Annotated in this window: 24 protein-coding genes and 2 pseudogenes; 16 read left to right on the top strand and 10 right to left on the bottom strand. The window is 44.2% G+C overall.

Features of this window, described 5'->3' with window-relative positions:
- Positions 1–9: 9 nt before the first annotated feature.
- Positions 10–978, bottom strand: coding sequence for a rod shape-determining protein MreC (gene mreC / locus PR709_RS15095; RefSeq protein ID WP_004925539.1), 969 nt, complete (start codon positions 976–978; stop codon positions 10–12).
- Positions 979–1065: 87 nt separating this feature from the next.
- Positions 1066–2109: a rod shape-determining protein gene (locus tag PR709_RS15090; RefSeq protein WP_014657562.1), complete on the bottom strand. Its 1044-nt coding sequence runs from the start codon at positions 2107–2109 to the stop codon at positions 1066–1068.
- Between the two features lie 632 nt (positions 2110–2741).
- Between PR709_RS15090 and acuI the strand changes: the two genes are divergently transcribed.
- The 11 genes from acuI to fis all read left to right on the top strand — a co-directional run bounded on the left by acuI (position 2742) and on the right by fis (position 11425).
- Complete coding sequence (gene acuI, locus PR709_RS15085; RefSeq protein ID WP_004925548.1) at positions 2742–3725, top strand: acrylyl-CoA reductase (NADPH); 984 nt, start codon at positions 2742–2744, stop codon at positions 3723–3725.
- A 231-nt stretch (positions 3726–3956) separates the two neighbouring features.
- On the top strand, positions 3957–4400 hold the full coding sequence (aroQ, locus tag PR709_RS15080) for a type II 3-dehydroquinate dehydratase (protein WP_004925554.1): 444 nt from the start codon (positions 3957–3959) through the stop codon (positions 4398–4400).
- A gap of 39 nt (positions 4401–4439) precedes the next feature.
- Positions 4440–4916 carry an acetyl-CoA carboxylase biotin carboxyl carrier protein gene (accB, locus tag PR709_RS15075; RefSeq protein WP_004925558.1) on the top strand — a complete coding sequence of 159 codons (477 nt, stop codon included), beginning with the start codon at positions 4440–4442 and terminating at the stop codon, positions 4914–4916.
- 12 nt (positions 4917–4928) lie between these two features.
- The gene (accC, locus tag PR709_RS15070; protein ID WP_004925561.1) at positions 4929–6275 is read left to right on the top strand and encodes an acetyl-CoA carboxylase biotin carboxylase subunit; all 1347 of its coding nucleotides are present in this window, start codon (positions 4929–4931) and stop codon (positions 6273–6275) included.
- A gap of 139 nt (positions 6276–6414) precedes the next feature.
- On the top strand, positions 6415–6771 hold the full coding sequence (locus PR709_RS15065; RefSeq protein WP_004925566.1) for a YidH family protein: 357 nt from the start codon (positions 6415–6417) through the stop codon (positions 6769–6771).
- Between the two features lie 8 nt (positions 6772–6779).
- A complete protein-coding gene (locus PR709_RS15060; protein ID WP_004925569.1) occupies positions 6780–7082 on the top strand; it encodes a DUF202 domain-containing protein in 303 nt (100 codons plus the stop codon).
- Positions 7083–7223: 141 nt separating this feature from the next.
- On the top strand, positions 7224–7466 hold the full coding sequence (locus PR709_RS15055) for a YhdT family protein (RefSeq protein ID WP_004925572.1): 243 nt from the start codon (positions 7224–7226) through the stop codon (positions 7464–7466).
- Positions 7456–8919, top strand: a complete 1464-nt coding sequence (gene panF, locus PR709_RS15050) for a sodium/pantothenate symporter (protein ID WP_004925575.1) — start codon at positions 7456–7458, stop codon at positions 8917–8919. The genes PR709_RS15055 and panF overlap by 11 nt, the downstream gene beginning before the upstream one ends.
- Before the next feature lie 17 nt (positions 8920–8936).
- Positions 8937–9821 carry a 50S ribosomal protein L11 methyltransferase gene (gene prmA / locus PR709_RS15045; protein WP_004925579.1) on the top strand — a complete coding sequence of 295 codons (885 nt, stop codon included), beginning with the start codon at positions 8937–8939 and terminating at the stop codon, positions 9819–9821.
- Between the two features lie 317 nt (positions 9822–10138).
- Positions 10139–11104, top strand: a complete 966-nt coding sequence (dusB, locus tag PR709_RS15040; RefSeq protein WP_014657558.1) for a tRNA dihydrouridine synthase DusB — start codon at positions 10139–10141, stop codon at positions 11102–11104.
- A gap of 24 nt (positions 11105–11128) precedes the next feature.
- Positions 11129–11425 carry a DNA-binding transcriptional regulator Fis gene (gene fis / locus PR709_RS15035; RefSeq protein ID WP_004258438.1) on the top strand — a complete coding sequence of 99 codons (297 nt, stop codon included), beginning with the start codon at positions 11129–11131 and terminating at the stop codon, positions 11423–11425.
- 307 nt (positions 11426–11732) lie between these two features.
- Here fis and PR709_RS15030 read toward each other — a convergent pair whose 3' ends face one another.
- The 8 genes and pseudogenes from PR709_RS15030 to PR709_RS14995 all read right to left on the bottom strand — a co-directional run bounded on the left by PR709_RS15030 (position 11733) and on the right by PR709_RS14995 (position 15737).
- Positions 11733–11939, bottom strand: a complete 207-nt coding sequence (locus PR709_RS15030; RefSeq protein WP_042117240.1) for a hypothetical protein — start codon at positions 11937–11939, stop codon at positions 11733–11735.
- 55 nt (positions 11940–11994) lie between these two features.
- Positions 11995–12390: a hypothetical protein gene (locus PR709_RS15025; protein ID WP_004925592.1), complete on the bottom strand. Its 396-nt coding sequence runs from the start codon at positions 12388–12390 to the stop codon at positions 11995–11997.
- Between the two features lie 18 nt (positions 12391–12408).
- Positions 12409–12579, bottom strand: a complete 171-nt coding sequence (locus PR709_RS15020) for a hypothetical protein (protein ID WP_004925596.1) — start codon at positions 12577–12579, stop codon at positions 12409–12411.
- 4 nt (positions 12580–12583) lie between these two features.
- Complete coding sequence (locus tag PR709_RS15015) at positions 12584–12946, bottom strand: WYL domain-containing protein (RefSeq protein ID WP_227698350.1); 363 nt, start codon at positions 12944–12946, stop codon at positions 12584–12586.
- Complete coding sequence (locus PR709_RS15010) at positions 12847–13287, bottom strand: hypothetical protein (RefSeq protein WP_004925601.1); 441 nt, start codon at positions 13285–13287, stop codon at positions 12847–12849. The genes PR709_RS15015 and PR709_RS15010 overlap by 100 nt, the downstream gene beginning before the upstream one ends.
- Positions 13288–13499: 212 nt before the next feature.
- Entirely contained in the window at positions 13500–14336 is an 837-nt protein-coding gene (locus PR709_RS15005; RefSeq protein ID WP_042117242.1) for a DUF932 domain-containing protein, read from the bottom strand.
- A gap of 13 nt (positions 14337–14349) precedes the next feature.
- A pseudogene (locus tag PR709_RS15000) lies at positions 14350–14773 on the bottom strand (antirestriction protein).
- 91 nt (positions 14774–14864) lie between these two features.
- Positions 14865–15737, bottom strand: a complete 873-nt coding sequence (locus PR709_RS14995; RefSeq protein WP_042117244.1) for a GTPase family protein — start codon at positions 15735–15737, stop codon at positions 14865–14867.
- A 990-nt stretch (positions 15738–16727) separates the two neighbouring features.
- Between PR709_RS14995 and PR709_RS14990 the strand changes: the two genes are divergently transcribed.
- The 5 genes and pseudogenes from PR709_RS14990 to PR709_RS14970 form a co-directional block, all read left to right on the top strand.
- Positions 16728–17246, top strand: coding sequence for an Hcp family type VI secretion system effector (locus tag PR709_RS14990; RefSeq protein ID WP_004925618.1), 519 nt, complete (start codon positions 16728–16730; stop codon positions 17244–17246).
- 73 nt (positions 17247–17319) lie between these two features.
- Positions 17320–17595: a PAAR domain-containing protein gene (locus tag PR709_RS14985; RefSeq protein ID WP_004925621.1), complete on the top strand. Its 276-nt coding sequence runs from the start codon at positions 17320–17322 to the stop codon at positions 17593–17595.
- A gap of 33 nt (positions 17596–17628) precedes the next feature.
- Complete coding sequence (locus PR709_RS14980) at positions 17629–19602, top strand: type VI secretion system Vgr family protein (protein WP_004925624.1); 1974 nt, start codon at positions 17629–17631, stop codon at positions 19600–19602.
- Positions 19602–20462: a DUF4123 domain-containing protein gene (locus PR709_RS14975; protein WP_004925628.1), complete on the top strand. Its 861-nt coding sequence runs from the start codon at positions 19602–19604 to the stop codon at positions 20460–20462. Before PR709_RS14980 ends, PR709_RS14975 begins: the two co-directional genes overlap by 1 nt.
- Positions 20446–20839: pseudogene (locus tag PR709_RS14970) on the top strand (lipase family protein); the annotation flags it as partial. The gene PR709_RS14975 and the pseudogene PR709_RS14970, both read left to right, overlap by 17 nt.

Here is a 20839-nt window from a genome sequence, read left to right as displayed (position 1 = left end):
TACCTTCCTTTATGGTTGGGCTTCTTGAGACATTGATGGAGGTAACGGTGGCCCCTGAATTTCACTCGGGTTTGGTAATACTTGTGGGAGCACCTTCATCAGACGCTCATTGGCAGCGCGATAGACCTCTGAAGGCTGTAATGGTGTAACGGCATCGTTATCATTACCCCATAATAGTAACAAATAGCGTAAGCGCTGCAACTCAGCACTTGGCCTTGCGCTAATAATCGTATAAGCCCGCTGAGTATCGTGCTTAACATTAGAGACAACGGCCACAGGGTAGCCTTCAGGGAAACGACCACCTAAACCGGATGTGACCAAAACATCCCCAACGCGAATATCCGTATTTTCAGGCAGTGGCTCTAACTGTAAGTCATCGGCACACCCCGACCCCGCGGCGATCACTCGGATATCATTACGTAATACCTGTACCGGTAGCGCATGGGTCGTGTCACAAATCAGCAAGACGCGACTATTAAATTGGCTAACACCAACGACTTGCCCTACAACCCCTTTATCACTAATGACGGGCTGCCCTTCGTACACATTATCATTTTCACCTTTATCGATAACGACTTGGTCTCGATAAGGCGTGTTCGCTCCCGAGATCACTTGTGTGACCATCATGTGTTCATCTTGACGGAGCGGTGAGCCAAGTAATTCTCTCAGGCGAGCATTCTCTTGCTTTAATTGTTCGAGCAAAAGACTATCTGCTTTTTTCAACAACAATTCCTGACGCAATGCCTTATTTTCAAACTGGAGTTGTTCACGCGAGGAGAAATTTTCCGAAATATTATCAAGAAATTGACGTGGGCCATTAGCCAAAAAGTAAAATGGGCTAACCGCCGTGTCTAGATAGTTACGGATTTTATTGAAAGGCTCAAAGCGGTGATCGATCACGACCAGTGCGATTGCGGCAATAACAGCAATAAAAATACGCAGCTGGAGCGATGGACCTCGCCTAAAAATCGGCTTCATGTATGGCTGTGTTTCACTAAGTTCGGAGGAACAAAAATAGGCAAATCAGCAGCCGGGGCCAAAACCCCAGCTTGCCTATAGCGTTATTTAGTCATCGCTAAACAGATCGCCACCGTGCATATCAATCATCTCTAGTGCTTTACCGCCACCACGAGCAACACAGGTCAAAGGATCTTCAGCAACGATAACAGGTATACCTGTCTCTTCCATTAGTAAGCGATCGAGGTTACGTAGCAGAGCACCGCCGCCAGTTAATACCATACCGCGTTCTGAAATATCAGAAGCTAATTCAGGAGGGCACTGTTCTAATGCTAACATGACAGCACTAACAATACCGGTTAGTGGCTCTTGCAATGCCTCTAAAATTTCATTTGAATTCATTTTGAAGCCGCGCGGCACACCTTCAGCGAGGTTACGACCACGAACTTCTATTTCATAAACTTCATCAGTTGGGTAAGCAGAACCGATACCATGCTTAATACGCTCAGCGGTTGCTTCACCAATTAAAGAGCCATAGTTGCGACGAACATAGTTAATGATCGCCTCATCAAAACGGTCACCCCCAATGCGAACAGAAGAAGAATAGACAACACCATTCAACGAAATAACCGCTACCTCGGTAGTACCACCACCGATATCAACAACCATTGAACCTGTCGCTTCAGAAACCGGCAACCCAGCACCAATTGCCGCAGCCATAGGTTCTTCAATTAAAAAGACTTCACGTGCACCCGCACTTAACGCAGATTCACGAATTGCTTTACGTTCAACTTGAGTTGCGCCAACAGGAACGCAGACCAGCACGCGAGGGCTTGGGCGAAGGAAACTATTGCTATGAACCTGTTTGATAAAATGCTGAAGCATTTTTTCAGTTAAGAAAAAGTCTGCAATAACACCATCTTTCATTGGTCTTATCGCTGAAATGTTACCTGGTGTACGCCCCAGCATTTGCTTAGCTTCACCACCAACAGCCGCGACGCTTTTTGGCGTACCTGAGCGGTCTTGGCGAATAGCGACAACAGAAGGTTCATTTAATTTTACGCCTTGTCCTTTGACATAAATAAGGGTATTGGCCGTACCCAAGTCAATTGACAAGTCATTAGAAAACATGCCACGAAATTTTTTAAACATAACGAAAGGGTTATCCTGCAAGCTGGGGACGAATAAAAACCCGTCTACTCTACCAACCACTTGAAGCTGTCTCAAGGCGTTAATGAGCCGCTTCGAAAAATATGGTTAATCCATCTGTTGTTACAGCACAAATGACTGTACATGCCTCTTTAGAAAACGAAGCAGATAACAACCTTTAAAAAGAGCCATTTATTGGTGAGTAAATTTAACTTATTTATGCATAAATTTATCAACAGACAATAGCACTTTGGTTGTTATATACGCCGTCTTCTCTTCCACCCTGTGTTGACAAGTTTTTATAGCTACAAGTTCAAATAATATTTTGTTATTTTTTTTATTGTTGTACATCGACTAGCTTCACAGCTAAACACGTGCATTTTCTGTATGTTAGTTCCATTACTCACTAAAGAAACTAGGTAATGGTACTTATTCACAAACAGAAATCTTCGTAACGTGATATTTTGCACGATAAAACAGTGTTTATGCCAGAAAAAATTACATTTTTACAAATTAATTACAATAGTAATGATACGAGCGTCACAACTCACTCGGTTGCGATAAAGTTGCCATGATAGATATCATTCATTATTCTTAAATTGACTAAAAAATCCCCTCAAAATTAGGAGCGAAGTATGAAAGCCCTCGTCCTACAGAAACACGATGACCAACTCACATCCGATATCCAATCCATTCCCACTGAACAACTTCCTGCTGGCGATGTTATCGTGGATATTTATTGGTCCACATTAAATTATAAAGATGCCCTCGCTATCAGTGGTAAGGCAGGGATTGTACGTCAATACCCCATGGTGCCTGGCATTGATTTCTCGGGTGTCGTACACCACAGCGAAGATCCTCGCTTTAGTGTCGGCCAACATGTTTTACTCACAGGCTGGGGTGTAGGCGAAACGCACTGGGGTGGACTGGCGACACAAGCTCGTGTTCCCGCAGATTACCTCACCCCGCTTCCTGAAGATTTATCATTACGCCAAGCGATGATTATCGGTACGGCAGGCTTCACCGCTATGCTCTGTGTCAACGCATTAGAAGATGCTGGGATCACGCCAGAGAGAGGGGAAATTATTGTCAGTGGCGCTAGCGGCGGTGTCGGCTCTACCGCAATACAGCTTTTATCATCGTTAGGCTATGATGTCGTTGCCATCTCAGGACGCGCCGAAAACAGTGACTATTTGCAGCAAATAGGGGCGAAAAGAGTGCTACCACGAAGCCAATTTACCTCCCCGGCCAAACCACTTGATAAGCAATATTGGGCTGGTGCAATTGATACGGTAGGCGCAGAGGTACTCGCGAATATATTAGCCCAAACACAATATAATGGCGCTGTCGCGGCTTGTGGCCTAGCCGGAGGATTTTCATTACCGACGACTGTCATGCCATTTATTTTGCGCAATATTCGCCTGCAAGGCGTCGATTCTGTTTACTACCCTGCCGCGAAGCGCTCCGCCGTTTGGCAACGCCTCACGCAATTACTTCCTGAGTCATTTTATACACAGGTTACCTCAGAAATTACCTTAACGCAGTCCATTGAGTACGCACAAAAGATCTTAAAAAATCAGATAACAGGGCGTACACTGGTGAACATTTCGCGTTCATAATTTGAATTTGTGCGGAGATATTCAGAAATTTGGATTACCGCACAATTCAAAAAATAAATTCGGGTAATTTCTCTGATAAGACCAGTATTTTGCTGTCATATGCCACGAAATAATTATAATAGCGTTTTTTATCGATAAAGATTTCATTTATTTTTATGATAAAAGATGACAAACCGCCAACATCAGGTTATGTTGTCAGGTTATTGACATATCGTCGGAGTTAGCACCACAATGACAGAAGATATTCACATTTTACTCCTCAATGGACCGAATCTAAACCTACTTGGCACAAGGGAGCCAGAGAAATATGGTAATCAAACTCTGGTAGATATTGTCTCCAAGTTAACCGCAGAAGCGGAACAGCTAGGTGTAAAATTGAGTCATTTTCAGTCTAATGCAGAACATGAGTTGATTGAAAAGATTCATGCTGCAAAAGATAACGTAGATTTTATTCTGATTAACCCGGCGGCATTCACACATACAAGTGTTGCCCTACGTGATGCATTATTAGCAGTTGCACTCCCGTTTATCGAGATCCATCTGTCTAATGTGCATGCCAGAGAACCGTTTCGCCATCACTCCTATCTTTCCGATAAAGCTGTCGGTGTGATTTGTGGTCTTGGTGCTGACGGTTACAGTTTCGCGTTACAGGCAGCGGTTAACCGTCTGTCATAAATCAATTAAATCCAAATATAAGAGTACGGAATCATATCCATGGATATTCGTAAAATTAAAAAGCTGATCGAACTGGTCGAAGAGTCTGGTATTTCTGAACTGGAAATTTCTGAAGGTGAAGAATCAGTACGCATCAGTCGCGTTTCAGCTACTTCTCAGGTCATGACGGCTCCTCAACAATTTTATTCAGCGCCAGCAGCTCAGCCAGCATTAGCTACCGCTGTTGCACCTGCTCAAGAAGCGGCGGCGGCAGCCCCAGCTCCAGCAGCGGCTGCTGTTGCGGGCCACCAAGTTCGCTCACCTATGGTGGGAACTTTCTACCGTTCACCAAGCCCTGAAGCAAAACCATTTATTGAAGTTGGCCAAACTGTCAACGTCGGTGATCCACTTTTCATCATCGAAGCAATGAAAATGATGAACCAAATCGAAGCAGAAAAAGCAGGTGTTGTGAAAGCAATCCTGGCAGAGAACGGCGAGCCAATTGAATATGACCAGCCGTTGGTGGTTATCGAATAACGAGGCGTTTCCATGCTGGAAAAAATTGTCATTGCTAACCGTGGCGAAATCGCACTGCGTATTCTTCGTGCCTGTAAAGAGTTAGGCATTAAGACCGTAGCTGTGCACTCCGCGGCAGATAGTGATTTAAAACATGTGCTGTTGGCAGACGAGACTATTTGTATCGGCCCAGCAGCCTCCGCAAAAAGCTACTTGAACATTCCCGCTATCATTTCAGCGGCAGAGATTTCAGGGGCTCAAGCTATTCACCCAGGATATGGTTTCCTGTCTGAAAATGCTGATTTTGCTGAACAAGTTGAACGCTCAGGCTTTATTTTTATCGGACCAAAAGCTGAAACCATCCGCCTAATGGGCGATAAAGTTTCCGCTATCGAAGCGATGAAAATTGCCGGTGTTCCTTGTGTACCAGGTTCTGATGGTCCACTAGGCAGCGATACTGATAAAAACAAAGCTATCGCACAACGTATCGGCTATCCTGTTATCATCAAAGCCTCTGGCGGCGGCGGTGGTCGTGGTATGCGTGTTGTGCGTAACGAAAAAGATTTGGAATCTTCCATCAATCTGACGCGTGCAGAAGCTAAAGCGGCCTTCAATAATGATATGGTTTACATGGAAAAATACCTTGAAAACCCTCGTCATGTTGAAATCCAAGTTATGGCTGATGGTCAAGGCAATGCCATTTACTTGGCAGAGCGTGACTGCTCAATGCAACGTCGCCACCAAAAAGTCGTTGAAGAAGCCCCAGCACCAGGTATTACTCCTGAAGTTCGCCGCAATATCGGTGAGCGTTGTGCTAATGCTTGTATAGAAATTGGCTATCGTGGTGCAGGTACTTTCGAATTCCTCTATGAGAATGGTGAATTCTACTTTATTGAGATGAACACCCGTATTCAGGTTGAGCATCCAGTAACAGAGATGGTCACTGGCGTTGACTTGATCAAAGAACAGTTACGCATCGCATCTGGTTTACCATTATCAGTAAAACAGGAAGATGTTATCGTTCGTGGTCATGCGATTGAATGTCGTATCAATGCTGAAGATCCGAATACCTTTATGCCTAGCCCAGGTAAGATCACCCGTTTCCATTCGCCAGGTGGCTTTGGTGTTCGTTGGGAATCTCACATTTATGCAGGCTATAGCGTACCGCCATACTATGACTCAATGATTGGTAAATTGATCACCTACGGTGAAACACGTGAAATCGCCATTATGCGTATGAAGAATGCGCTTAATGAGCTGATCATCGATGGCATCAAAACCAATATTGAACTGCACCAAATGATCATGAATGATGAAAACTTCCAAAAAGGTGGCACTAACATCCACTATCTGGAGAAAAAACTCGGTATTCAGGAGTAATGACTGAAACACTGAGATTCACCTCTCATTCATCAAATACCGGAAAGTCACCTTTCCGGTATTTTTTTATCTCATAATCAAGCTATCATGAGTCACATACCCCAAACACCACCACGACAATCAACATAGTGAAAAAACCATGTCTTTTAAACGTAATAAGTGGAAAAACATTGGAAAAACGCCAGACTATCGATTCTCATTGGCGAATGAAAGAACATTTCTAGCATGGATCAGAACCGCGTTAGCACTATTAGCGGGTGCTATTGCCATTGAACAGCTCCTACATGAGGCTGCCGCCCCTTGGCTAAGAACCTTATTAGCGGTTTTTCTTGCATCTGCGGGGGGGATTACCGCCATTATGGCTCTTTATCGCTGGCGACAAAACGAAATCGCTATGCGCAAAGAGGAGCCGTTACAATACACCTCCTTTCTTACTATGATGACGCTATTCATTACCGTCATTGCCGTCATTTCACTCTTCTACGTTCTGCTATAGGCACTATCATGCGTGATCCTGGTTTACAGCCGGAAAGAACACAACAAGCCTGGAGCCGTACTTTGCTCCTGTTAGCAATCAATGGGTTATTGTTCTTACGACTAGGGCTAATACAGTCATCATGGCTAGCATTATTAGGAGCTGTCATTGCGATCGCCCTACTGTGCTTAATTAGCTTCAAAAGGAGTATTTCAACAGCGTATCAAAATAGTGGACTTAAGATAGATAGCTCACTTTTTCTTTATATTACGGCTTTTGCTATTTTTACTATGTCCATCCTATTGATTGTGCACCTGCTGGTAGATAAATAATACTTACTATCCTACATACTCAAAATTATCTTTGGTTGTAAACTAAGCACCTTGGCTTTCCTTGGTCTGTTTTTTTACACACATTCCTAGGTTTATCGTACAATCCCTGATTATTTTTATTTCTATGAGGGGGAAATACGTATGGATAAACGTTTTCTTCAATCAAACAGGGAAGCTCGCTGGTCACTCTATCTGACGCTCGCCTATTTAGTTGGTTGGGTTATTTGTGCCTATCTTCCGAGTAATGCGATTGGCTTGACAGGTTTACCTTTATGGTTTGAATGGTCATGTCTCATCCTACCGGTCATTTTCATTTTACTGTGTATTATGATGGTCAAAATTATTTTTAAAGATATTCCGCTGGAGGATAGGGATGCAGACTGAAGTTCTACTACCTCTAATTGGTTATCTTGCACTCGTATTCTTGCTATCTGTGTACGCTTATCGCAAACGCACAAAGGGAGAATTCCTCAATGAGTATTTTTTAGGGAATCGCTCTATGGGGGGTTTTGTGCTCGCCATGACGATCACAGCAACCTATGTCAGCGCCAGTTCATTTATCGGTGGACCAGGAGCAGCCTATAAATATGGGCTAGGTTGGGTACTACTTGCCATGATCCAGCTTCCTGCTATCTGGCTATCACTGGGTGTACTAGGGAAAAAATTTGCCATCTTAGCTCGCCGATACAATGCAGTAACACTCAATGATATGCTTTATGCACGTTACCAAAGCCGCTTTTTAGTTGGGTTTGCAAGTATCAGTTTGCTCGTCGCCTTTTTCGGCGCAATGACCGTGCAATTTATTGGCGGTGCACGACTACTCGAAACCGCTGCGGGTATCCCTTATACCTATGGCTTAATGATTTTTGGTATCTCTATCGCACTCTATACCGCTATCGGTGGTTTTCGAGCTAGTGTGCTCAATGATGCCTTACAAGGCCTCGTTATGTTGTTAGGTACGGTTATTTTGCTTGTTGCGATCATTTACCATGCAGGTGGGCTTGGCGCGGCAGTCGAAAAAATTCAGGCCATTGACCCTAAACTGGTTTCCGTAGAAGGTGCCGATGATATTCTTAGTGGCCCTTTCCTTGCCTCTTTTTGGATTTTAGTCTGTTTTGGGGTGATTGGTTTGCCACACACGGCTGTACGCTGTATTTCCTACAAAGACAGTAAAGCCGTTCACCGTGGTATCGTAATAGGCACAATCGTGATGGCAATACTCATGTTTGGTATGCACTTTGCCGGAGCCTTAGGCCGCGCCGTCTTACCTGATCTCACTATTCCAGATCAGGTTATTCCAACATTGATGGTGCAAGTGCTACCACCTTTTGCGGCGGGTATTTTCTTAGCCGCACCAATGGCAGCAATCATGTCAACCATCAACGCACAGCTATTGCAGTCATCAGCTACGATTGTAAAAGATATCTATTTAAGCGCCGCCCCCGAACAAATTAAGAATGAGAAAAAGCTCTCCCGCATTTCGAGTTTTTCAACCTTAATACTCGGTATCTTGCTGCTGTTCGCGGCATGGGATCCCCCCAAAATGATCATTTGGCTCAACTTGCTGGCCTTTGGTGGACTGGAGGCAGTGTTTTTATGGCCACTGGTTTTAGGCCTATATTGGCAAAAAGCCAACAGCAAGGGAGCGATTAGCGGTATGATTGTAGGCGGCGTCTCTTATGCTCTACTGGCATCATTTAAAATCGAAATCATGGGGTTCCACGCCATCGTGCCTTCACTACTATTTAGCTTGATTGCTTTTATAATTGGTAATCTTTTCGGTAAAAATCCAGTACAATCGGCGCCCAATGAGCAGGCTACGCCTGCAAAAAATTAAGTTAAAAGAGAATAACTATGCCTTGGATACAACTCAGACTCAACTCAACAGGCCAACAAGCCGAAGCTCTCGGCGATGAACTTATTGAAAGTGGCGCAGTGTCAGTCACCTTTCAAGATAGTCATGATACCCCTGTTTTCGAACCGTTACCGGGAGAAACACGACTATGGGGCGATACGGATGTTATCGGCCTTTATGATGCTGAAACTGACATGAACATGGTTGTGGCACAACTTGAAAACAGCCCTCTGCTCGAAAAAGGTTTTGTTCACAAAATCGAGCAACTGGAAGATAAAGACTGGGAAAGAGAGTGGATGGACAATTTTCATCCTATGCGCTTTGGGCAACGCCTGTGGATCTGCCCAAGCTGGCGTGATGTTCCAGATCCTAACGCAGTCAATGTCATGTTAGACCCTGGCCTTGCCTTTGGTACAGGTACTCATCCAACAACGTCGTTATGTCTAGAGTGGCTGGATGGACTTGATCTTGAAGGTAAAACCGTCATCGATTTTGGTTGTGGATCCGGTATTCTTGCGATCGCCGCATTAAAATTAGGTGCAGCACAAGCTATCGGGATCGACATTGATCCACAGGCGATTATCGCAAGTCGTGATAATGCGGAGCGCAACGGTGTCTCAGAACGCCTATCGCTCTACTTGCCTAAAGACCAGCCAAAAGAGCTACAAGCCGATGTCGTGGTCGCCAATATCTTAGCTGGCCCATTACGTGAGTTAGCGCCTATGATAAGCGTATTGCCTCGTACAGGAGGTTTATTAGGGCTTTCAGGTGTCCTTGCTACCCAAGCAGAAGGGGTGGCCGATGCTTATCGTCAACTGTTTGAGATAGACCCTATCGCTGAAAAAGATGAATGGTGTCGTATCACTGGTGTCAAGCGTTTTTGACAAATTTATAATAAAAATCAGTGAATAATTTCTTTGAAATTAGGGCAGGAATAGATTATCTTATAGCTCAAATATTGTTCAACTGCTGGTGATATTCTATCCTGCTTGAGATTTGAACGGACTAACAGCGGTTTTCGTGTGCTTTTTTACAAACATACTTAACCCATTGTTATAAAAGACTAATAGTTGTATTTTGAAAAAATCAAGATAAAAAAGTTAGTGATAAATAACGGTTTGCTCAAAGTTTGTCCTTTCATATCTCGAAAAAAATGCGTAATATACGCGCCCTTGCAGTCACAGTATGGCCCCCTTTAGTTATGCGAATCGGACAATATCAGTTGAGAAACTGTCTTATTGCTGCCCCCATGGCAGGCATTACGGATAGACCATTTAGGTCACTCTGTTATGACATGGGTGCGGGGATGACGGTATCAGAAATGCTTTCTTCTAACCCACAGGTTTGGAAGACTGACAAATCGAGACTAAGAATGATCCATCGCGATGAACCGGGGGTGCGTTCCGTTCAAATAGCTGGCAATGATCCCGATGAAATGGCTGCCGCGGCTCAGATTAATGTTGAGAGTGGTGCCCAGATCATTGATATCAATATGGGCTGTCCAGCTAAGAAAGTGAATCGTAAGTTGGCAGGCTCTGCACTCTTGCGCTATCCCGATTTGGTGAAGTCTATCCTGTCGGCAGTCGTAAAAGCAGTAGATGTGCCTGTTACACTGAAGATCCGCACAGGTTGGTCACCTGAAGAACGAAACTGCATAGAAATTGCCAAATTGGCCGAAGATTGTGGTATTCAAGCGCTGACCATTCACGGCAGGACCCGTGCCTGTTTGTTTAATGGTGAAGCTGAGTACGACAACATACGGGCAGTTAAGCAGACTGTTGCCATACCGGTTATCGCCAATGGTGACATTACTGACCCGCTTAAAGCCAGAGCTGTCTTAGATTACACGGGGGCTGATGCCCTAATGGTAGGACGAGCAGCTCAGGGAAGACCCTGGATCTTTCGGGAAATCCAGCATTATCTGGACACAGGTGAAATGTTGCCCCCCATGCCTATGGCAGAGGTGAAGCGCATTATGATTGCGCACGTACAGGAGTTGCACGACTTTTATGGTCAAGGCAAAGGAGCCCGTATAGCGCGCAAACATGTCTCTTGGTATTTAAAAGAGCATGCACCTGATGACCAGTTCCGGCGCTCATTCAACGCCATTGAGGACGCCAGCGAACAGCTGGAGGTGTTGGAAGCATTTTTTGAATATTTTGCGTAAATAAAGATAAGAGCTGACAGAACTATGTTCGAACAACGCGTAAATTCTGACGTACTAACCGTTGCTACTGTAAATTCACAAGATCAAGTAACTCAAAAACCATTGCGTGATTCAGTTAAGCAAGCACTGAAGAACTATTTTGCTCAATTAAACAATCAAGATGTTAATGATTTATATGAGCTGGTATTGGCTGAGGTAGAGCAGCCTTTGTTGGACATGGTTATGCAATATACCCGTGGAAACCAGACCCGTGCAGCCCTGATGATGGGTATCAACCGCGGTACTCTGCGTAAGAAGCTGAAAAAATACGGCATGAACTAATCCTAGTCGGTTAATGCTTTGTTTTTAAAGGCGCAATAGTGAACAACTATTGCGCCTACCCCTTAAAACGACTACACAATTGACTGCACAGAGAAAACATAGTCTATAATGTTATTTTCATTTTATTCAAAATGACATACCTAGCCTATACCTTTAGGAAAACAGTGAAATTGTTCTTGCCATTCAATCTGTTCTGCTTTTATCCAGCCTATTTTATCCGACTCTACTAAATTGCCATACGGAGTGGCAGCCTGATAAAGCTGCACCCATGTGTTATCGGCAGTACGTTTAGCGACCCAAAAATACTTCAGTGATACAGGCTTTGGGTAGGAAGTAAAGAAGTAAAGGAAGGGCTATTTGGATACTCATAAACGATGATCGGGTTTTTAGGCTCGTTGAGAAAAGAAACACATTCACGATCACTGAATACAGAAGAAATCTTAAGGTCAATGCTGATGATCCCTAACAGTGAGAGCCCAATCGGCAGCATTTTATCGATATTGCGTGGAAACATTAGACAATGATCTCAATATGTTTAGCCAATATTTTTTGACGAATGGCAACGTTTCTCATGGCTGCTCACCTTGAGTCGTTAAAAAGTAATGGTGAATTTTTTTGTGGCTAAAAAATCCACAGCCAATCGCAATTAATAGCGCACAGACGATAATTAGGCCGATAATAACTGAGAGTGTTGTGCTGACTAGGTTAGGGCTAAGGCGAAAGGTGTAGTGGATACTGCGAAATGCACATATCACCCACAGCAGCAATTGGGCGAGACATTGAGGGATAATCAGTGCAAGTACATAAAGTATGAGGTAGAACAGCGGAATGGCAAAGGGGCTTAGGACTAGCCCCTCGAGGCTGAAATGTGTGACGAGTATTATGGTGAGTATGAAACACAGAATGAGGGTGATAATGAATGCGATGCGTTCAAGACCTAGGCGAATGTGTGCAAGGGTATTCATTAGATATCTCCTATTAATTTAAGCTTGCTGAAATGCTTGAGTTTGCTCTTGTGACGGAATGTGCCAATCATGACCGCAATCACGGCACATCCAGCCAGTTCCCCACAGAATAATGTCTTTATCAGAATGGCAATGTGGGCAATCGGTCGGGAGTGACGGAGGAGTAGACAAAATTGAATGATGTAGCATGGGATTATCCTTCTGTTGTTGAAATGAGGGGCATCAGCAATTGCGATATCAATCGAAAATGCGGTAACGCAGCGATAAAACTGTTTTGTTGCGAAAGTTGGTTGATATTTTTTTGGGGAATAAATGTACTGGATAGTGGTTTAACGGACTGAATATCTTCCAAAAGAAACACATGGACTTTCTGGTGGTATTCCGCCAATAAATACCATTGCCCTTCTCGATAAATTAATTGATAAGGGCATAACGGATGAAAACGGCGTTCCGCGGTCAGTAAGGTAAGGTAATGTGTTGATAGCCTATGATGGCATAGACTAATTGATAAAAATGCTCGGCATGCTCCGCTGAAGTTCGGTGGGCGTGATGCCAAATCAAATAAGGTGCATGTTGGCGTTGGGATAACAGCAAATTGAGTAAACGACTGTCTAGCCCCGGGAAAAGCCGTGTCATGCCCATTTGCTTGACGAACGTGAGAACATCTTTATCGCGATACGCTTTTAGCGTATTGAGTGGCAGGCGGTAAACCCTTTTTCGATATTCCACACCTAAATAGGCAAGGCGCTCTCGCAAATCACGCTGTAAGGTACGAGCAGGCACATTGAACTCGCAGGCAAGGTCGGTAAGGACAAGGTTTTCACCTGCCACCAATCGTGTAATCAGTGCCGATAAGCGCATAGCCATACGGTCATATTTTCGATTTGTTGGAAGCATAAACGCGTGCTCTTGTGTACAAACATCATGTTGTTATAAAAAGGAAAAGTGTAACGGAGGGAGAGGACAGGTTATGTCTGTTGGGAAAAATTCTCATTGAGCTATTTAGTGATAAAAAGTGAATTCTAATGAATTGATAAATAAGGTTATGTTGTTTATTTAGACAATGAGAAAAATGAGGGATGACGACACAACCTGTCAGGGAGGGAAAATTAGTTGGGTTGGCGAGAAGCGAGTTGGTTAAATAAGGTATCCGCCATCACCCACAGGGCTTTATTAAGTTTGATATCGCCATCAATCCCATTCACTGAACGAGTGCGAGCGCGCTTACCTTTTGCGGTACGACCTGATAATCCCCCTTTAATCAGATTTTCTTGTAGGCGTTGGTACACTGTCCATAAGTCTTCTTTTTTATCTTCAAAACGGCGAGGCTGTAGAACTTGTTCTCGTGTGACAGGCTGGAATTCTTCACCAAAGCGGTAGGTCAAAGCCGCTTCAGCAAAGGCTTGCTGGGCGGGTGGCGGTAACAATAGCGACTGCATACTTTCGCATTTTTCAGTGACCTGTTCGAACGTATCGAGTACCTCATAAGCGCCTTCAATTACTTTGCCCACCACATCCCCTTTATGAGGCACACGCACTTCCCCCAATACATCGCCGTAAATCAGCCCATTCGCACAGACTTGGCGAAATAATCCCGGCAACATTTGGTAGCTGCTGGTGCCATCATGGCTATTGAGCAAGATAAATTCAGGGACTTGGCTCCCCGTAATTTGGTCATGGCGACGTAATCGAAGCATATGCTTGGTGTATTCTCGGCGGCTGACATCACGCACGCGAGTTTGACAGGCAAAGAACGGGTAAAAACCTTCTTTTTGTAGACTGTCTAACAAGGTGATGGTGGGAATGTAAGTATAGCGTTCACTACGTGACCCATGCTTATCTTCGGAGAAAACGCTCGGTACAGTACGGAATAATTCTTCAATGGTGAGTGGACGGTCACGACGAATACTGTTAGCAGAACCAAAACGCGGAGCTAATAAACTCATGATAGACTCCTGATCAATCAATTAAGTGGAAAATGGCAGCTGATTCGGAATGTTGTGAAGCGTAGTCACGCAACTGATAAAAGCGGTCGCACATCACTTCGCTTTCTGTTTGGAATGACCAGATGCTATACAGGATAAGGCATACCGCAATGCCTGCCGCCTCTTGGCGCACGGTGGCTTCATTGCCGTTGTGCATGTTGAATAGGGTTAAGGTGTCCGCGTTGATATCGGGGTAGAAAAACACCACCATTACTGAGCGTGCCGTACTCCCAATAACCGCCACGGTATTCATCGCAGAATTGTCCCATTGTGGTGAAGATCACCACTTCAAATGTGGCCCAACCTTTTACTGCACCAAAATGGTTGAACCAAAAATCAAGGCGTTGTTCATCGGGAACGAGTGTCATTGCAATAGCAGATTCAGTTTTATTATTCATCAGTTGATACTCCAGGAAAAAGAAATAAAAAAGCGCCAATCCCGTTAAGGACTGGCGCTGAGAGTGATAAGTAATGAGTTAAGTTAAGAAGCTAAAAGAACAGGCTCCACAAGGATTTAGCGACGGATACGATACTGTTTTTAACGGTGCTAACCGTACTTCTTATCAATGGTGGCAAGGGAATGATATCGATTAAGGTATCCACAATATCACTGACACATTGACCAAAATCGTTACGTGCGGCGTTCTCCACCGATTGCGTCCGGTAAGCGCTGTTCAATTGCCTAGCGACACCGCTGCTGGCTTGTGCTGGTAACGTCTGTATTAATTGCTCTGCTAATTCAGTCAGTTGATAGTTTTCGATTGCAGATACAATCATCACAGGGTTATGTGGCTTAAAGGCGGTTACTACGGCTTTTTGCTTCAATTCTAAGTTAGCCGATTGCTCAGGGGATGGCTGGTGGTACAGCTCATTCCACTGGCGACAGGGCTCTATTTTGTCGGCTTGGTTCAGTACGAATAGAAAGCGGTTTGGATGATAACCACATTGTTCAGTCAGAAAGTGGTAGCACTGTTCATCCGATGACCATGCTCTGTCATCGGCTTTGAGTACCCAGATGATAAAATCCAGTTCTGGCAATAAGTTACGGTATAGCGAGTGGCACTCTTTATCTCGCTCAAGGCTTTCTCCTACGCCGGGTAAATCCACAAAGGTGAGTGTGTGGTTGTTCATCGTCATACTGAAGCGCTGAACCTGTCGTGTGCAGCCAGAGACATTACTGACATGGGATAGAGAGGACTGAAATAGCGCGTTGATAAGGCTGGATTTTCCTGCACCTGTCTTACCCATGATTCCAATGGTGGGTGAGTAATTGATTAAGTGGTTGAGTTGGGTGGAAAAGAGCGTTTGAAATGAATGCGGTAAGGCGGATAGTGCTGTTTTAAATGGATTCCTTTGGGACATATTGCTCCTTGAAATAAAAGAAAATAACAATTATTCAAAGAGATAATATATATCTGAGATTATTTGTAATGATACGAATGGTGGCACGGTTTTCAAAGAACACTCACCGAGCTTTAACGACAACCAATTGTGCATATAAGGTGAATAAACATAAAATGAGTTGATGAATGACAGGGCTTTAGTAAAGTAAAAAAGCGCCTCTGTAAGCCGAGGCAAATACTTGGAATATTGATTACTTATTCTATGAATACCCAAATTTCAAATGGGTAGACGAATGATATCAACAAAAGTTATTTAATCCAGAAATAAATTATAACAAATTACAAGGGTGATGATTTGTAAACGATTGGCTTACGATGAATATCTATATTCAATAAGTTAGATTAATTGAAGCTGACGTCTTTTTCTCAATAGGAAAGGATAGAGAGTGTACGATGTAATATCGTGACAAATATTCTGAAAAAATGGAAAATGGACATAAAAAAATGTTTTTTTATATGTTAATTCGATAAATCACTAAGTGTTGGAATAAAATACATTTTAAGCGTGGATTTTAAGAGCATTACACTATGCTGTTAAGACGGTTAATCCCTGTGGAATTAAATGTTAATCTAAGAGTGTGTTTTTATTTTTATTAATCAATGAGTTATCTCATTTTTCTGTATGAAATATTTAGTTACATAGTTTATTTCTATGTACATTAGAACTTACAGGGTTCATCTTGTATTAGTGCGTTTTTTGCTCGATGATTATTCTGGTATGGTTTGTTTTTATCGTTTTTATTGGAATTATATAGCGAAATTTCAACTAGTTTACGCTAAGTCACTTATCCTAGAGAGATACAAAAAGGTCGACAGGTTTACAGTCCATTCATAAGATTTTATTATCCTTAATGTAAATCTTACCGTGCGCACTGGCTGAGATGACGGAAATTAATAGGTAATTACATTTACCTAACTCAACTTGTCATTTTGGATAAAGGATATCGCTATGCCAACTCCATGTTATATCTCTATCGAAGGTAAAACGCAGGGCAACATCACTGCGGGAGCATTTACCCCTGAATCCGTCGGTAACATCTATGTACAAGGTCATGAAGACCAGATGCTGGTACAAGAGTTTTCCCACATTGTGACCGTACCGACTGACCCTCAATCCGGTCAGCCTTCAGGCCAACGTGCTCACAAGCCATTCCGTTTTACGGTGGCATTAAACAAAGCGGTACCACTGCTGTATAACGCACTGGCGTCCGGCGAAATGCTGCCAAAAGTGGAACTGAAATGGTATCGCACGTCTGTTGAAGGGAAACAAGAGCATTTCTTCACCACCACACTGACGGATGCGACTATCGTTAACATCGATTGCCAGATGCCGCATTGCCAAGACCCAGCGAAAGCCGATTTCACGCAGCTTATCGAAGTGTCTCTGTCTTACCGTAAAGTGGACTGGGAACACACGGTTGCAGGCACATCAGGTGCCGATGACTGGCGCGCACCGCTCGAAGCGTAATTTATAAGATACGGTTCCAATGCGTGAGCGATTATTTTTGTGTAGTTCGCGCATTTTACGTGGGAGGCATTGCATGGCAAGAACCACAGTGCAAGGGAAAAAAGTCGGATTACATCAAGACAAAACTACCACAGGGGCAACTTGCCTAGCCAGTATTTCAACAGTCACCAATGACGGCACTCGTGTATTACGGGTCGGTGACAAAGCCACACGTTGCCCACAATGTAAAAAAGAGGGCACGCTGGTGACAGGAGAGGAAGGCATGATATTGCACGGACGCTACGTTGCCGTTGAAGGTTCGGTTGTGCAATGTGGGTGTGTCTACGGGGTAAATCGCTTGGTGTGTTGAGCTTTTCTTTTGAATTTATAAGGGTATATCGGTATGGATGGATTGGTTTTTACCTGTCAATTTAAAGGTGTACCACCAGATACGTTTGCGGTGACTGAATTTCAACTGACAGAGCACTTGTCTGAGTTGTTTACCTTATCGCTAACGGTCGTCAGCGCGCTTCCTTCCATTCCATTTGATGACATGTTGGGATTCGCCTGCTCATTAACCGTGATGCGGAATGGTAAACCGATACGTACTGTACGCGGGTTATTAGCCAGCGCAGAGCAACAAAATACAGACGGTAACCGAACGTGGTATCATTTTATTATTCGCCCTGAAATCTGGGTAATGTCATTAGGGCAAAATAGCCGTATTTTTCGTCAGATGACTGTGCCTGATTTACTTGAACAGCTGTTGTCAGAATCCCACATTAAAGCGGATTGCAAGTTTTACGCAAAAGCACCTTACCCGAAACGCGATTACATCACGCAGAAACGCGAATCCAATTACCAATTTTTTTGTCGTTTAGCTGCTGAAGAAGGCATTAGCTTTTGGTTTGAAGATGCAGGGCAAGAACCTCGGCTGTTTTATAGCGATGCTCATTTGGGAATGACGGCGGGAATTGATTTGGTGTATAACCCCCAATACGATACCGATACCCAAGACCATACTGCGTATCACTGGCGCTATCGCGAGTCGTTGCTATCTGGCAAAACCCTCTATAAGGATTACAATCCTGAGCGCCCCTCTTACCCATTAGAACATGAAATAAAAGGGGATGTGCATGGTCAGCACCCCTTTTACGAAAGTTATGGACGTTTTCAAACCCAAGAGGATGCAGACCGCTTTACAGCGCTTCGCCATGAAGGGAGTCAGCAATACCGTTGTGTCGGTAGTGCGACCACTAACTGCTTTGCTTTGATGCCGGGTAAAATTTTCTCATTGTCATCCCACCCGAATCTTGACATGAACCGCCATTGGCAAGTGGTGTCGGTTTCTCATCACGGAGTTCAGCCTTTAGCAGATAATAGTGGTGGCGAAGGTACGACTTTATCCAATCAACTGACTTTTATTCCGAGTGAACTAGATTGGCGCCCGCCGTTTATTCATAAACCCACCGCCGATGGGGATGAATTGGCGACTGTGGTTGGGCCGGATGGGGAAGAAATCTACACGAACAAAGACGGGGCAGTGAAAATCTATTTTCACTGGGACCGATATCGTGAACCTGATTTAAGCAGCTCTTGTTGGGTACGTGTCGCACAAGGTTGGAATGGGGATGGATATGGATTTATGGCGATACCCAGAATCGGTCAGGAAGTGCTTGTCAGCTATCTGAATGGGGATATTGATAGGCCAATTATCACGGGATGTACTTATAATGGGCGCAATGCACCGCCGTTAAATCTCCCCAATGAGATGACCCGCACTACGTTTAAAACCCAAACCCACAAAGGGGACGGTTTTAACGAATTGCGTTTTGAAGACAGAGCAGGCCAAGAGGAAATTTATTTCCATGCCCAACGCGACATGAATGTGCACATTGAACACGATACGCATTGGCATATTCAGCATGACGCTAAACATCGTATAGATAACGACCGTTTTACAGAAATTGCAGGCAATGAGCATTTCATCCTCAAAGGCAGCCAAAAGGAAAATATTACAGGCAACGCCTCTTTGCATATCGAAGGTGACCAACAGACACAAGTTGACGGGAAAACGGTGCATGAAAGCAGCCAGCAAACCCATTTAGTCAGCGGCGGGAAAATCGTTCTGGAAGCGAATACGGAAATCACGTTGAAAGTGGGGGGCAGTTTTATTCGTATTACGCCCGGCACGATATTTACCTCTAGCGATATGGTGGTCGGTGGTGGCAGTGCCGGCAGTGGCGCCTCAGTTGCTTTGGAATTGCCAGAAGGCGTCGCGCCGTTTGAACAGCCACCGTACCCCGTCAAAAAATACTGTGCCTTGGCCGCGCAGCAAGCGGGGGGATTAACCGTGAAGCCGAATGAGGACGAGTAATGCCACAGACAGTGATACAACAGCAGATGCTCACACAAACATCAATTTCGACCCCAGGTTCAACCTGGTTATCCTGGTTAACGGCTACCCCACAAAATGATGTGTATTTTTTGATTAATACCCTATCAGACCCCAATCCGGTTAAACGGTTTTATGCTCATGATTGGATTGAGGAAGCCTTCCCGATATACCACGGAACGGCATTAGCACATTTAGCGGAAGTGAGCCCGTGGCTCGTGAAAGTCAAACGGTCACAATTATTTCACCTCGGTAAAATGTTAGACAGTGAGCCGTTTAGCGACCCCAGTTGGGGCTGGGCATATCAAAGTCAATTGGATTGGCGTACCCAAATCACCCACTGGCAAAAATACCAATTTGCTTGGATGGGGGAGGAGAAAATCATTTTTCGCTTCTTTGATGCTCGCATTGCGCGTACGTTGTTACCTAAATTAGGCCGAGGCGACTGGGCATTACTGATGATGCCCGTTGAGGACTGCTTTATTGAAGAGAGTGAAACGAAGGTGATTTATTCACGCCCTCCATATGCAGAGCCGTTCATTAGCCCTGCTGATTATATTCTCAGTGAAGCGTTGATTAAGGTCTGGCGAAATTCAGAACAAGCCTATCTGAATGTGATTGATAATTTTTATATTCAATTTTGGGAAAACCATCCGACCTTAGCTGACTCGTTAGATGAGCCAGAAGGGCGTTTAATTGCGCTTATCCGTGAATGGATGGACGAGTGTCAACAAAAGCGCTTAGACACCGCGTATCTCTTTGATGATTTATTTTTGCGTTACCTTGATGAAAAAGGCTATTTACCCGACATGACAAGGAGTGCCAATGCCGTATCAGTATAATGACCCTTATTGTGCAGATTGTTCTAAGCGCAAGGCATGGATAGAATGTGTGCTGGTTGATGAACAGAATCAGCCCTTGGCAGGTTTGTCTTACACCTTAAAAGTCCGCAACGGGGTTATTAGAAAAGGTGTTACTGATGCACAAGGGTATTTGAGGCAAGAAGACTTACCTCGTACAGTGGCAACATTGACCATTGAGGCTCAAAAACTCACCGATGAAATGGAAAAACGCCCACTGAGAACCCTTCGAGGGGAGGCTCACTCGACCGTCAAACCGGATGCACTATTACAAGGCTATTCCTATCGGTATGCAGTTATCGGGGAATTATGCGATAAAGCCCCGGATATCGATAAATGGGAATCCGCTCGTTTTGGAC

The sequence above is a fragment of the Providencia sp. PROV267 genome, from assembly GCF_028477825.1.
Classification (GTDB): Bacteria; Pseudomonadota; Gammaproteobacteria; order Enterobacterales; family Enterobacteriaceae; genus Providencia; species Providencia stuartii.
The sequence above is the reverse complement of the archived record's forward strand: the minus strand, read 5'-3'. Positions and strand labels throughout refer to the sequence as shown.